The organism is Oceanobacillus jordanicus, assembly GCF_022095695.1.
GTDB lineage: Bacteria > Bacillota > Bacilli > Bacillales > Amphibacillaceae > Oceanobacillus_B > Oceanobacillus_B jordanicus.
In genome coordinates, this window is record NZ_JAIFZM010000001.1 from 396260 (window position 1) to 410586 (window position 14327).

Consider the following 14327-nt stretch of genomic DNA (forward strand, 5'->3'; position numbering starts at 1 on the left):
GTCCGTAAGACTCCCACTTCAAAACATGAAGTGAAACCCTTAGTTTTTAGTGGGACAACGGACGCTAACACCCCGATTCGTTCAACTAACAATCAATGGGGGAAGAATGAAAACCCCTGCTGATTGAAGTTTCACTTTATAGCTTTCGTTTTCCACTGGAAAAACATACAGTTTGGATAAAACGTTACAACTTCCGGCAAACTAGTGAAAAAGGAGGAATTCGGATGCACACCATGTGGAAAGGTACTATAAGCTTCGGGTTAGTAAATATTCCTGTCAAAATGCATGCTGCAACAGAGAACAAGGATGTAAGGCTTCGTCAGTTACACAAGGAATGCCAATCACCAATTAAGTATGAAAAAGTTTGCCCAATATGTGATAAGCCAATTGAGCAAGAAGAGATCGTGAAGGCTTACGAGTATGCAAAAAATAAATTTGTTGTTCTTGATGAAGAAGATTTAGCAGCATTGCAGAAAGAGCAAGAGGATAAAGCGGTGGAGATTGTCGACTTTGTAAAATTAGAGGAAATTGATCCCATTTATTTTGAAAAAAGCTATTACCTATCCCCGAATGAAGGGGGCACTAAGGCATATAGTCTGTTACGGAATGCGTTAGAGGAAACAGGTAAGATTGGGGTAGCTAAAATGATTATTCGATCTAAAGAACAGCTGGCTGTAATTCGTGTTTACCAAAATACCTTGGTCGCAGAGACCATTCATTATCCAGACGAGGTAAGGAATGTAGCGGATGTGCCGAATGTTCCTGAGGCATCAGCTAATTCGGAAAAAGAGCTGGATACTGCCAAAATGCTTATTGAGCAACTAACAACAGTATTTGAACCAGAAAAATATACAGATGAGTATCGCACAGCCCTGATGGAGCTTATTGAACAGAAGAAAAATAATGAAGAAACGACAACTCCGGTTGCAACGGAGAAAGGTAAGCCTACAACGGAGGGTGCAACGAATTTGATGGACGCCTTGCAGGCATCACTTGATCGTGCAAAACAGGATAAACCAAAACCAAAGCAACCGACCAAGAAAGTAAAGAGTACGACCAAAAAGAAAACTGCGACATAAAAATACGGTTTGTTCTATTTATCCCGGTGCAACCGTCCGTAAGACTCACCCTTCAAACATGAAGTGAAACCGTGATGTTTAAGTGGGAGTAAACGGACGCTAACTCCCCGATTCGTTCAACTAACAATCAGTGAGGGAAGGATATAAACCCCACTGATTGAAGGTTCACTTTATAAAGTGAACAATTTAATAAAAGAATCTAGGGTACTGCATACTTATCGCTACGAAAAATACAAGCTTTCCGTGGGCACGGCCTCAGCCTCCTCAGAAGCAAAAAACGCTTCTTCCGGGGTCTTCAAACTCGTGCTCTTCCCACTGGAGTCTTATATTTTCCTCCGCTAATTAATGCGTCTCGTATCCATAATGTTATAAAAAGTTCCGGACGTATTTAATAAATTCGTCCGGTTTTTGCTTTACCGATACTCCAATTTCCCAGGCCTTTTAATTCTAGCTTAGCAAGAACGTGAGAAGGTACTTTTGAAAATGTGGCAAATTACACCATGATCATTACAGTTTGAAGGCTTTTTTGCAAAACATTTACATGCTCCTAACAACTACATAAAATCGGCGGCCAACCTATATATTTTTATAGAAAAAGAGGTAAAGTGAAATATGCAACCTTAATTTAACTATTAGAGGATGAGAGATATGGAAAGAAATGCCTTTTTTGATAATGCGAAGGTCGTTTTAATTTTCTTCGTTGTATTCGGCCACATGATACAACCTTTCGTAGATGGATCAAGAGAAATGAGCACATTATATTCTTGGATTTACACCTTTCATATGCCTGCGTTCATTTTAATGTCTGGCTTTTTTGCTAAAGGCGCAGGGAACTTCAGTTATATTATAAATCTAGTTAAGAAGCTGCTCGTGCCGTACTTGATTTTTCAAGTATTGTACACCGGCTATTATTTCTTAATAGGGAAATCAGGATGGCAGACAGATCTTTTTAGTCCCCACTGGGCGTTATGGTTTTTGTTTAGCTTATTCAGTTGGCATCTTTTATTATATTGGTTTAAAAAAATGCCTCCATTGTTAAGTATTGCAATTGCTTTGCAAATTGGTTTAATCATTGGGTACTTTGGCGAAATTGGTCATACCTTTAGCCTGTCAAGAACCTTTGTATTCTTCCCGTTTTTCTTAATCGGTTACTTTTTGACTGAAAAGCAGATCATGCTTTTAAAACATAAAAGTGTTAAAATAGCTTCTCTTGTTATTATGAGTGCTGTTTTTCTAAGTATTTACTTTATGCCAGAGTTTAACTCGGGCTGGCTTCTTGCTTCTAAATCATATGGTGATCTAGGAATGGCAGAGTATGGGGGACTTGCTCGCTTGCTAGTTTATATTACGGCAGCTATCATGGTCGTCAGTGTGTTGGCATGGATTCCTAAAGCACACTATAACTGGACGAAATTAGGTGCACGTACATTGTATGTATACCTACTGCACGGCTTTTTCATCCAGTATTTTCGTCAGGCAGACGTGTTTCAGATTAACGGACTGCATGATTTTCTTGGATTAGCAGCATTATCACTGGGTCTCGTCTTTCTACTTTCAAGTAGACCAATCCTGGGATTATGGCAGCCAGTAATAGAAGGAAAAGCATCCATTCTAAAACAAAATCTGAAAACGTAAGTTTCCCTGAAACTAGGGAAAACGTCTCATTTATACAAAGAGTAAGCTATTTTAGTCAAATGAACGAAACAAATTCTCGATTAAAACGTATATATATGATACCCCCTTTTAATATAAAAAACAGACGGCCATTTAACGGCCGTCTGTTTTGCTGTTTAAAAGATTAGATGTGCAATTAAGATAATGACAGGTAAGGTAATGAGTGTACGGAGCAAGAAAATTACAACAAGATCCTTGAACGATACAGGAACCTTAGACCCCAATAATAATCCCCCAACCTCTGACATATAGATCAGCTGGGTAACAGATAATGCTGCGATAATAAATCGCGTTATTTCTTCCTCAATTCCTGAAGCTAGAATTGCTGGTAAAAACATATCGGCAAAGCCAATTAATATGGTTTCAGATGCTGCAGTAGCTGATGGGACTTGCATCCACTCCAATACTGGAATAAAGGGAACACCGAGCCATGAAAAGAGTGGAGTGTTTTCCGCAATAATTAATGCCGTCAACCCAAAAGCCATTACGACAGGTGCTACACCCATCCACATATCAAGGATATTCTGTAAGCCTTCTTTAATAAATTGGTAGAAGCTTGTTTCCTTTCTACCTCTATCAATCGCTTTTTTATAACCATAAGTGAAGACATTATAACCTTCTGGTATTTCCTCACTAACTCCGTCCGAGTTAGGATCGATATAACGATCCGCTTTTCTGGATAGTGGTGGGATACGAGGCATAATAAGTGCTGCTACAAAACCAGCAAATAAAACAGTTAAGTAAAATGGGACGAACATATGTTGAAGTCCGACTTCGCCAATTATGACAAGAGAGAAGGTAATGGATACAATCGAAAATGTCGTACCAATCACGGCAGCTTCTCGCTTGGTATAATTTCCTTCCTCGTACTGTTTACTTGTAAGTAGAATACCAATTGTTCCATCGCCAATCCAAGAAGCGAGGGAATCAATAGAAGCTCTTCCTGGTAACTTGAACAATGGACGCATAATCTTGGTCATCATCGTACCGACCAGTTCGAGTAACCCAAAATTCATTAAGAGTGGTAGAAACAATCCAGCAAACAAGAAGACTGCAAAGAGTACATGAAGCAGGTCATCAAGCAGCATTTTTCCAGTGTCTGCCCCGTGTATAAATGATGGGCCAAGTTCGAAATACACCATCACAGCGAATATAGCCGCTATCACACGGGTAATTGTCCAAAATAAACTTACATAAAATAGCTGTTGGAAAAAGGGCGTCTTTTGTAAGGCATCCTTACCGGACATTTTAGCTATTAAGGTAAACACTGCGGTTAAGACAATAATAACCATCATTATGGCAGAAAGACGGCCTGCAAGAGCATCCTGCACGATTCCTGCCAACAATGCAATTGGGATGGTCACTCCATCATCGGTTTTGAGCGGGAACATGAAGAGAAATACCCCAATTAAAGAGGGAATAATAAACTTAATATGATCACTAATTCTGTAATGATTTTTTTCCATATAAATACCACCTAGGTAACATAATTTTTCTGATTTGGTTTCTCCTGTATAGGTCTGTTTGATTTTGCAGGCATATAGTAATTACTATGTTCTTATGCATACATTGAGACTACGAAATATATAACGATCTAGGCGTGAGACCCTTTAAAAAACACACTACCGGAGAAACTCCCTTTTGTATTATAAGCGAGTATATTAGATTCGACAAATATTTATGCGTTTTTGTGTTTTTTTATAACCTCTCCTTATAGATTTATAGCTACTTAGCAAGAGAGCGTTGCTCCATCTTTTTATACCTTTTTCTTGGAAAGGTAAAACCTGTTTTATTCAAGGATAAAGTAGGGTATTGATAACAGAGGTGTTTACGTTGCGAAACAAAAGAAATTACAATCTTATTTATCGTTGCAGCATTTTGGTTTGGATGGCCTGCAAGTTTCTTGTGCAAATATACTCCTTCCATTTTATACATAGTATCTGGGATGAGCGGACAAGGCAGAAATGGGACAGGTTGTTAATGAAACAAGCTAGAGAGTATCGGAAACGGGCTGTTCAGCTAGGTGGTGTTCTTATAAAGGTCGGACAGTTTCTTAGTACGAGGACCGATTTTATGCCACAAGTTTTTATTAATGAATTAAGTGGTCTTGTCGATAAAGTGCCACCCATGCCCTATTCGTATGCAAAAAGCTTACTTGAGGATGAATGGGGTACGGAAGTTGATCAAGTGGTTGACCATATTGATGAAGATTCGATCGCCTCTGCCTCTATTGGAGAAGTTTACGCTGCGACATTAAAAGAAAATGGGGAGAAGGTAGCCATTAAGGTGCAGCGCTATCAGATAGAGAAAATCTTTCACATGGATTTTATCGCACTTCGCATCGTCTTTTGGATCCTCTCTGTATTCACTTCGTTTGGAAGAAAAGCTGATCTCAAATCGTTGTATACAGAGTTAATTACGGTCATGGATAAAGAACTTAATTTTCATCAAGAGCTAGATAATGCACTGTACTTCCAAGACCGATTTAAAGAAAATCCGCACATTCATATTCCAGATTATTATCGGCATCTATGTACAGAAAAGGTTCTTGTTATGGAATGGGTGGATGGTGCAAAGGTAACTGATATTGCCTTTATGAATCGAAATCACATTTCGGTTGAGCAGACAGCTAAGCGGTTATTCGAATTTTATGCTGATCAGATTCTTAACGAAGGTAGCTTTCATGCTGATCCACATGGCGGAAATATACTCTTACAGAAGGATGGCACCCTGTGTATTATCGACTTTGGTATGATCGGATCAGTGAGCAACCAAGATATCCATTATTTTAAGCAAATTATCCAAAATGTAATAATGGATGACTATGATCGGGTGATTGACGTCCTTGATGATATGAAGTTTATTTTGCCTAATGCAAACCGAGCAAAGCTCAAACAAATGATTAAGCACACGGTAGAGATGTATCAAAATGGATCATTTAAAACGCTGGATGCACATACAATGGAACAGCTGAAAGAGGACATTCGTATCTTTATAAAGGATCAACCAATTCAGCTATCTGCAGAATATGCTTACCTGGGTAGAGCAATGTCTATCGTCCTTGGGATTTTACTGGCAATCTATCCGGATGTCGAGTTGGATAAGTGGGTAAAGCGAAAAGTCAAAAAATGGTTTGGTGGCAGGCGGCTTATTGAGTCGATTTACAAACAGTACGCAAAGGATACAATTCAGCCGGTTTTTTCTTTTCCTAGAGCGATGTTAAATTGGCTGGAAAATGGGGAAAAGGATAGGCAATGGGACAAGAAGAAGCAGCAAATGAAGCTAAAGCATCATTTTCTTCTTGTGCTGGAGATCATGTTATTCTCTTTAGGAGTATTTAGTGGGAGTGTTAGCCTGCTTGGTTCAAATCTTGGCTCAACAGCTAGCATATTCCTCATGTGGGGTTCTATTGTCTGCTTCGCAGGTTTAGGGCTTAGTATGATACGCCATTACCGATTTCTACGGTCGGAACAGTGAGGGGGGTGTTTCAAGTGAATGAAGTATTAAAAAAAGGATTTTTACTAGGTATAGGAGCAGCTGTCACAAGCAAAGAAAAGCTTGACCAGAGGTTCAAAGCGCTAGTTGATAAGAATGAACTTTCCCAAGATGAGGCAAGATCTGTCATGCAAACATACATGGACAAGGGAGAAATGAAAAAGGACGAGTGGAGCGCAAAGCAATATGAACAAACGCAAAAAATGGCGAAAGACCTTGGTTTGGCAACAAAAGAAGATATCAATGAACTTCGCGCAAGAATCACAGAACTAGAAACAAAGCTTGGGCAGAATAGCGAACTTTAATAGAAGAACAATCTCAATATAGTTAAAGGTCGAACGATTACTCAATAGAGTACGTTCGACCTTTTTTGCATTGGAGCAAACGTTATTGGGTGCAGGATAAGAATGGTCACAAACCTTCTAGCCTCTCTATTCTTCTCTGGTGTGTTTAAGGGAATGTCATATAGGGAAATGGTTAGCGTTTATGCAAGTGTGATCTGACATCGTTTTTTGACAAAAACGATCGCGTCCAGCACCTAGCGCTTTGATCTGTTCCAACTACCAAAAAAGGATGATAGGTATGAAAAGACTTCTGGTAATGCCCTTCTTACTCCTATTAACGGGCTGTAATATAAAGGTATTAGATTCGCGAAGTGACACTGCGAATGATCAAGCTTTTTTAATTATATACAGTTTTTCCTTAATGTTGATAGTCGTATTGGTTGTTTCCATTCTTTTTATACGATTTGTTTTTAAATATCGGTATACGGAGGAAAGAAAAGATAATATTCCACCTGATGTAAAAGGGAATAAGTGGCTGGAGACTGCTTGGGTAATCGGCCCACTCCTCTTGCTTGCGATATTAGCTGTTCCCACTATTATGATGACATATGACCAGTCACCTGTGCTATCTACTGAATCCGAACAGGAGGGAACTTCGGTGCAAGTGACCGCAGAACAATTTAACTGGACGTTTGAGCACGCAAACGGGAAAACCGAACAAAATCGTTTGGTAATACCGGAAGGGGGAACAATCCTCCTCCATCTTAAATCAGAGGATGTCATTCATTCTTTCTGGGTTCCAAGACTTGGTGGTAAGGTGGATGTCATGCCTGATAGAGAATTAGTATATGAAATTAAGAATCCGCAAATTGGTACATACGAGGGAAAATGTGCGGAGTATTGTGGGCTGGGCCATACAAATATGAAGTTTGAGGCTGAAGTTGTTTCAGCAGACGAGTATGCCAGCTATTTAAATGAAAAGTAAACTGTCATGCAGGAGTGGTATAAATGAAATTTACTTTATTTGGAGTTAATATCATGTTGCCTTCTGATGTTCTTGCAGCATGGGTTTTCACCCTCCTATTAGGCGCTGTTGTGGTATTTCTTGTCTTGAAGAAGAAACGTTTAGGGCTTATATGGGAGTATATGGTGACGACCAATCATCGGAAAATTGGTATCCTCTATATATTATTTGGTATTATTTATTTTTTTCGAGCTGGGTTGGATGCATTATTTATCCGCACACAGCTAGCTTTTCCCAATAATGATTTTTGGGTGTTTCAAGGTGAAAAGTACAATGAGGTTTTTACAACACACGGTACAATGATGATTTTCTTTGTAGCGATGCCTCTTCTTTTAGGCCTAATGAATACGGTCGTACCGTTGCAAATTGGGGCAAGGGATCTTGCTTTTCCATTCTTAAATGCAGTAGGATTCTGGCTGTTTTTTTTCGGATCTATATTCTTTAATATTTCCTTCTTCCTTAATATGACACCAGAGATTGGCTGGACAGGCTATGCACCGTTATCAACAGAGCAATTCACACCCGGTGCGGGCAGTGATTTTTACATATTTGGTTTACAGATTTCTGGGTTGGGAACGATTTTTACGGCTCTAAATTTAATTGTAACCATTGTGCGCCATCGTGCCCCGGGAATGAAAATGACTAGAATGCCATTGTTTGCCTGGACATCCTTAATTACTTCATTTTTAATCCTAATCGCTTTCACTGTACTTGCCATTGCCCTTTATCTATTAATGTTTGACCGGCTATTTGGCGCAGGCTTTTTCTCAGGGACAGAGGGAAACCCGATTTATTGGCAGCATCTGTTCTGGATATTTGGTCATCCGGAAGTCTATATTCTCGCTCTTCCGGCATTTGGTATCTTTTCTGATGTTATTTCGACCTTCTCAAGGAAAAGGGTTTTCGGTTACCCAATTATGGTGCTGTCTGTGGCATTGATCGGCTTTTTAGGGTTTATGGTGTGGGCACACCATATGTTTACAGTCGGTCTCGGCCCAATGGCAAATACATTCTTTGCGATAACGACTATGTTAATTGCTGTACCAACTGGAATTAAAGTGTTCAACTGGCTATTTACCATGCGACTTGGCGTTATTCGCTTTACGACGCCGATGCTTTTTTCACTAGGCTTTATTCCATCCTTTGTTATGGGTGGCGTAACAGGAGTGATGCTTTCCGTATCTGCAGCAGACTTTCAATTCCATGATACGCATTTTGTAGTAGCACATTTCCATTACGTCATTATCGCCTCTACCATTTTGGGGATATTTGCTGGGTTGTATTACTGGTATCCAAAAATCACTGGGTATGTCTTGGATGAAAAGCTAGGTAGGTGGCATTTTTGGACCTTCTTAATTGGCTTTCATTTAACCTTCTTCCCTATGCATATCACTGGTTTGGAGGGGATGCCACGACGAGTTTACACCTATGATGATTCAGGCGGATTAGCAGAGCTTAATTTTATGAGTACAATCGGAGCATTTTTGATGGGGGTTAGCATGTTATTTGCTATTTGGAATGTGTATAAGACATATAAAGAAGGCAGAAAGGTTGGAAATGACCCATGGGATGGTCGAACACTGGAATGGAGTGTAGCTTCCCCAGCACCTGAGCATACGTTTGATCCCATGCCTGTTGTTGAAGGAATCGATTCATTTTGGTTTGCAAAGTCGGCTGGGAAGAAGATGCCTGTAACGGATCAAGTGCGAGCAACACCTCTTGAAGTGCAATCTATTTTACCTTTTCTTATCGGATCGACACTTTTCTTTCTGTCACTGGGTCTTACCTTTTCTTGGTATTGGCTGTCTATTTTATCTGCCTTCATTTTATTTACACTGCTTGTAGTACGTTCATTAAAGGATGAACGTGAAGACCATTATGGAAGGAGGAAATAGGATGAATCGTGCTGAACAAGCTTTATTTAACGATAAAAAAATGGGGTTCTTTATTTATCTGGGTGTGGAGGCAATTATGTTTGCCGTACTTTTTGCGACATATTTAATCTTCACTCCTGCTTCAAATGGTCCCCAACCATCTGAAATCTTTGAAGCTAAAACTGTCATTCTTTCCTCCTTTTTTCTTTTATCTAGCAGTGGTACTTTATGGTTAGGGGAGCGGGCTTTAAAGAGTGAAAAGCAAAATATTTTTTTAACAGGTTTAGGAATAACGATGTTATTTGCCATTATTTTTCTAGGCTTTGAAGTATATGAGTTTGCAAGCTTTGTAAGAGAGGGACACGGAATGGGGGTAAATGTGTTCATGTCCTCTTATTATGTGCTAGTTGGTCTCCATGCAGCCCATGTGGCGTTTGGAATTGGCTGGATGGCTGTTCTGTTTGTTCAATATTTTCGACAAATACCACTAACACTTTTCACGGAAAAGCTAAGCATTTTCTCTTATTATTGGCATTTCGTTGATGTTGTCTGGGTGTTTATCATTGGAATTGTTTACTTACCATACTTATTATAGTCGGATAGTTTGTTACTAGCATATGATGCCAAAAACTGCATCTCGATAAAAGATTGTCACAATGAAACGAAAATAAAATGTCAAAACCAGTAGTTATCTGTAAATTCAGCAAATTAGTAATTTACTTGTTGCCAATACGAGGAAATCGCGATACAATAGCTTCAAGATTAAAAGTGTCATCGCTTGGGGGGAACGTAGCGAAATGGAGAGCTTTTTGCAAATATGTGAAGATACCACAAACAGTTTGGGCAGACAGCTTGAGGCTAAAGAAGAGCAGTTTTTGCAATGGGTGTATGATCGCTATGCGGCAGAACAAAAAGAAATTATAAATAATTAATATTTTTTACATGGGACCTTGGTAATCCAAGGTTTTTTAGTTTGGGAAAATACCCTCGACCGCTTGATATATAGACTAGCTTCGCTTTAGTTCTCTCAATGAGTAAGCTCGTGTTATAATATGCACGAATGAACCTAATGAAGGAGCGATGGTGATGGCGGTTGCAAATGAAACCATCATACAAAAGATGATGAAGGAATTACAGCAGGCGAAAGCAAATAAATATGATGATCGCATCGTGCAACAGCATGTACGAAGTGTAAGATTATTATGCGATTTATTCCTTGAAGATGAGCAGACAACGCAGTCTGAAACAACAACAAAGATAGATGATATTTCAACTGAGGAACTAAAGGCAATGATGGGGAAAGATGCCACAGGGAAACAATCGAACAAGCAACATAATTTTCTTGACGATGATGAAGGGAACGGGGATTCCATCTTTGACTTTTAATAGAGAGGGGCTACAATAATGAAGTTATTTTTACTACTAGGTGTAATTAATGGGTTTTTAGCAGTCGCGCTTGGTGCTTTTGGAGCACATGGGCTTGAAGGAAGAATATCAGAGAAGGCCATAGCAACATGGGAAAAAGCAGTCACCTATCAAATGTTTCATACGATGGCATTGCTTGTAACGGGTTTGCTGATGGCTAAGTTCACAAGTGGTAGTCTTGTATGGGCAGGTTCCATGTTTTTTGCAGGAATTATTTTATTCTCTGGTAGTCTTTATATTTATTCCGTTACATCTATTAAGACGTTTGCCATGATTACGCCAATTGGTGGCGTGGCGTTTTTGATTGGCTGGGTGCTTATCGGTACAGCCGTTGCAAAATATTTATAGTTGAAAAAGCAGGTAGGTTGCAATAAGAAATATAAGGAAAGCGCGCAATGCATGCTTGGCCCCTTGAGCAGTTTGGTGAGATTGCCATTCAAGGAGTGCGGAACAACTAAAGCTAATAGTAACTAGGTACAGACTTGCTATTGTGAGAAATAGATAACCTTGAATAATGGAAATAAGACCGATGACCAGCGCAAGCGCAATGGTTAGCAGTTCGATGCGGATAATTTTTTCTAGCGGATGCCGCATATGATCACCCCTTTGCTTGGCAGTTGAATAATATTAGGAAAAAGGATGACCCAGGGATGCAGCTTCCCGGTCATCCTTTTTATTAAATGTCGAAATCGCAGTCCAAATTATCAATCTGTTATCTTGGTGCATAAGAGGACATGGAAGAGTTATTACCATACGGATAAGAATAATTGATCTCTTCATCAAAAGTTACATAATCAAGGTAAACCATAAGTAGTAAATATCGTTTTCCTGATTGTGGATCACTCAAAATAATGTGATCTCTTCCTGCAGCTTCAATAATTCCCCTAAAGACTTTGGCATTCCATTGACTATTTCCTTCAAAGGTCATATAGACGGTTGCCTGCTTGCCACGATTTAGACGTAGAATATTTTCAATATAAGATTCTTGTAGTGGAAGCATACCTTGCTCAGATCCTGAAGGCATTTGCTGCTGTGTCTGCTGGGTTTGTTGGGGATATTGTTGGCGTGTGTTATAGACAGGATAATATGCTGGAGAGGCCGTTGGGTAATAATAATATGGGTAACTTGGATATTGATTTCCTTGTGGTAATTGCTGGTTTTCTTGATTTTCTTGACTTTCACTCATGTAAATCCCTCCTAATAATTACTTCTATTTTCAAGGCCACATCACCGGAAGACTTGTAGTCGATCCATTGCTGGCATTACGGTGTGCCTTAAAACGTCCTACATTCCATCAACTGCTGGGTGGACAGTTATTATCCGATAGGCATTCCTCATTTCCGCAAAATCTTGGTGCAAAACTCACTATTAATAGATATGTAGGAAAGTAGGCAGATATGCAAAAAGAAATAGATGTGAAAATAAAAGAAAGGGGGCTGCCTGATCGACTTATCGACTTCTAGGCAGCCCCTTTTCAAACTAATTATATGGAAAGATAGGTCCGAAGATGCTCTTTTGGAAGATGGTTTCCTACAAAGAATTCACCAAATTCCCCGTATTTGGAGCTCACTTCATCAAAGCGCATTTCATACACGATTTTCTTGAACTCAAGTGGTTCGTGTGCAAATAGGGTAACGCCCCACTCCCAGTCATCAAGGCCGATTGAGCCTGTAATGATCTGCTTCACTTTACCTGCATATTTACGTCCTGTCTTGCTATGTTCATAAAGCATTTTAGCCCGAACATTTTTTTCTAATGTATACCAGTTCTCATCACCTTGGCGTCTTCTATCCATTGGGTAAAAACAAATATATTCCCATTTAGGAAGGATAGGCTTAAGACGTGCTTGCGTTTCAGGTAATGTTTCTGGATCAATCCCGTCTTTAGACTCACGGTATTTAGAAAGCTCTACAACAGATACGTAAGAATGGGCTGGTAGCAAAAACTCACCCATTTTAGATTTGCTAAGCTCTGTTTCCATTTCAGAAAGCTCATCCATAGTGGGGCGAAGGAACATAAACATGAGATCAGCTTTTTGACCAAGTACTTTATATAGAACCTGACTGCCGTCTTTCGCCTCTTCTACAGCTTCCCATTTATCAAGTAATTTGTGAAGGCTGTCGATTGCTTGTTTTCGTTCTTCTTCTGTAGCCAGTTTCCATGCATTCCAATCAATGGAACGTAAGTCATGCAAACTATACCAGCCATCCATGGTTTCTACTGCTTCGACCATATTTATCTCTCCTTAAATTTATAAATGTTATGTGTATGTTTTTACTATAGCATAATTAGGGAATGATATTCATGACATAGATTGTGTATGAGATGACGAATTCCCCTGAAATTTGATATATTGTCATAGGTCTGTCAAAAAAGTCTCCGTCAACGGGAGCAATTTCTTTGATTTACTATGCAAATCATCTAGAATTTAACTATAAGCAATCAGGAGGTTAAGAAACATGAGTCAATTATTTGATCAATTAAAAGAAAGAATCTCTTCAAACAACAAAAGCATTGTGTTCCCAGAAGGCACAGATGAGCGAATTCTTACAGCTGCTAGCCAACTAGGAGCGGAAGGCGTATTGAAGCCCATCTTAATTGGAGAGCGCGCAGCTGTGAAGCAAAAGGCAGAAGAAGCTGGAGTGGACGTGTCTACTTCTACTATTATCGACCCAAATGATTTTCCGGAATTCGATCTAATGGTGGAAACTTTTGTCGAAAGACGTAAAGGTAAGGCAACCAAAGAAGATGCACAAAAGATTCTGCTTGATGAAAATTATTTTGGTACGATGCTCGTTTATATGAACCAGGCAGATGGCCTTGTTAGTGGTGCTGCACACTCAACAGCAGATACGGTACGTCCAGCACTTCAAATCATCAAAACGAAGGAAGGTATCAAAAAAACTTCCGGTGTGTTCATTATGGTTCGCGATGACGAGAAATATGTATTCGCAGACTGTGCAATTAACATTACCCCAGACAGCCAAGACCTTGCTGAAATTGCTGTAGAGAGTGCGGAAACTGCAAAGCTATTTGACGTTGATCCACGCGTTGCAATGCTAAGCTTTTCAACAAAAGGATCAGCTAAGTCTCCCGAAACAGAAAAGGTAACAGAGGCTTTACAAGTTGCTAAGGAAAAAAACCCATCTCTTGTAATTGATGGTGAATTCCAATTTGATGCTGCATTTGTTCCAAGCGTTGCAAGCAAAAAAGCGCCTGATGCAGAAATTCAAGGGGATGCTAATGTATTTGTATTCCCAAGTCTAGAAGCAGGGAACATTGGTTACAAAATTGCCCAGCGTCTTGGTGGCATGGAAGCAGTTGGACCAATCCTTCAAGGACTGAACAAACCTGTAAATGACTTATCACGTGGTTGTAGTTCTGATGACGTGTACAAGCTAGCGTTAATCACTGCAGCACAAGCAGCTGAGTAATAAATAGCTAAAATAAATAAAGCAGAACAGATTCGGAG

Annotated in this window: 15 protein-coding genes; 11 read left to right on the plus strand and 4 right to left on the minus strand. The window is 39.5% G+C overall.

The window, feature by feature from the left end; all coding sequences use genetic code 11:
• The first annotated feature begins 224 nt into the window (after positions 1-224).
• Together ku and K3T81_RS01865 are read left to right on the plus strand one after the other, a co-directional pair.
• Positions 225-1079: a non-homologous end joining protein Ku gene (gene ku / locus K3T81_RS01860; protein ID WP_238017867.1), complete on the plus strand. Its 855-nt coding sequence runs from the start codon at positions 225-227 to the stop codon at positions 1077-1079.
• A 648-nt stretch (positions 1080-1727) separates the two neighbouring features.
• Positions 1728-2714: an acyltransferase family protein gene (locus tag K3T81_RS01865; protein WP_238017869.1), complete on the plus strand. Its 987-nt coding sequence runs from the start codon at positions 1728-1730 to the stop codon at positions 2712-2714.
• A 155-nt stretch (positions 2715-2869) separates the two neighbouring features.
• Here the strand turns inward: K3T81_RS01865 and K3T81_RS01870 are convergent, their stop codons facing one another.
• Entirely contained in the window at positions 2870-4219 is a 1350-nt protein-coding gene (locus tag K3T81_RS01870; RefSeq protein ID WP_238017871.1) for a YjiH family protein, read from the minus strand.
• A gap of 514 nt (positions 4220-4733) precedes the next feature.
• Here K3T81_RS01870 and K3T81_RS01875 point away from each other — a divergent pair.
• From K3T81_RS01875 to K3T81_RS01905, 8 genes are all read left to right on the plus strand, one after another.
• Complete coding sequence (locus tag K3T81_RS01875) at positions 4734-6230, plus strand: AarF/UbiB family protein (protein WP_238017873.1); 1497 nt, start codon at positions 4734-4736, stop codon at positions 6228-6230.
• Positions 6231-6244: 14 nt separating this feature from the next.
• Positions 6245-6553: a phasin family protein gene (locus K3T81_RS01880; RefSeq protein WP_238017875.1), complete on the plus strand. Its 309-nt coding sequence runs from the start codon at positions 6245-6247 to the stop codon at positions 6551-6553.
• Positions 6554-6830: 277 nt separating this feature from the next.
• Positions 6831-7517: a cytochrome c oxidase subunit II gene (gene coxB, locus K3T81_RS01885; RefSeq protein ID WP_238017877.1), complete on the plus strand. Its 687-nt coding sequence runs from the start codon at positions 6831-6833 to the stop codon at positions 7515-7517.
• A 23-nt stretch (positions 7518-7540) separates the two neighbouring features.
• Positions 7541-9451 carry a cytochrome c oxidase subunit I gene (gene ctaD / locus K3T81_RS01890; RefSeq protein WP_238017879.1) on the plus strand — a complete coding sequence of 637 codons (1911 nt, stop codon included), beginning with the start codon at positions 7541-7543 and terminating at the stop codon, positions 9449-9451.
• Position 9452: 1 nt separating this feature from the next.
• On the plus strand, positions 9453-10025 hold the full coding sequence (locus K3T81_RS01895; protein WP_238017881.1) for a cytochrome c oxidase subunit 3: 573 nt from the start codon (positions 9453-9455) through the stop codon (positions 10023-10025).
• A 202-nt stretch (positions 10026-10227) separates the two neighbouring features.
• The gene (locus K3T81_RS19455; RefSeq protein ID WP_259343645.1) at positions 10228-10362 is read left to right on the plus strand and encodes a hypothetical protein; all 135 of its coding nucleotides are present in this window, start codon (positions 10228-10230) and stop codon (positions 10360-10362) included.
• Between the two features lie 154 nt (positions 10363-10516).
• Entirely contained in the window at positions 10517-10816 is a 300-nt protein-coding gene (locus tag K3T81_RS01900; protein WP_238017883.1) for a YwdI family protein, read from the plus strand.
• An 18-nt stretch (positions 10817-10834) separates the two neighbouring features.
• The gene (locus K3T81_RS01905; RefSeq protein ID WP_036578553.1) at positions 10835-11203 is read left to right on the plus strand and encodes a DUF423 domain-containing protein; all 369 of its coding nucleotides are present in this window, start codon (positions 10835-10837) and stop codon (positions 11201-11203) included.
• Here the strand turns inward: K3T81_RS01905 and K3T81_RS01910 are convergent.
• The 3 genes from K3T81_RS01910 to hemQ form a co-directional block, all read right to left on the minus strand.
• Positions 11198-11449, minus strand: a complete 252-nt coding sequence (locus K3T81_RS01910) for a hypothetical protein (protein WP_238017885.1) — start codon at positions 11447-11449, stop codon at positions 11198-11200. The two genes, K3T81_RS01905 and K3T81_RS01910, sit on opposite strands and share 6 nt — an antisense overlap.
• 118 nt (positions 11450-11567) lie before the next feature.
• Positions 11568-12041 (minus strand): spore coat protein GerQ, encoded by a 474-nt coding sequence (gene gerQ / locus K3T81_RS01915; RefSeq protein ID WP_238017887.1) that lies wholly within the window; start codon positions 12039-12041, stop codon positions 11568-11570.
• Between the two features lie 297 nt (positions 12042-12338).
• A complete protein-coding gene (hemQ, locus tag K3T81_RS01920) occupies positions 12339-13088 on the minus strand; it encodes a hydrogen peroxide-dependent heme synthase (protein ID WP_036578548.1) in 750 nt (249 codons plus the stop codon).
• Between the two features lie 226 nt (positions 13089-13314).
• Here hemQ and pta point away from each other — a divergent pair, with 226 nt between their 5' ends.
• Positions 13315-14289: a phosphate acetyltransferase gene (gene pta, locus K3T81_RS01925; protein WP_238017889.1), complete on the plus strand. Its 975-nt coding sequence runs from the start codon at positions 13315-13317 to the stop codon at positions 14287-14289.
• Positions 14290-14327: the final 38 nt, after the last annotated feature.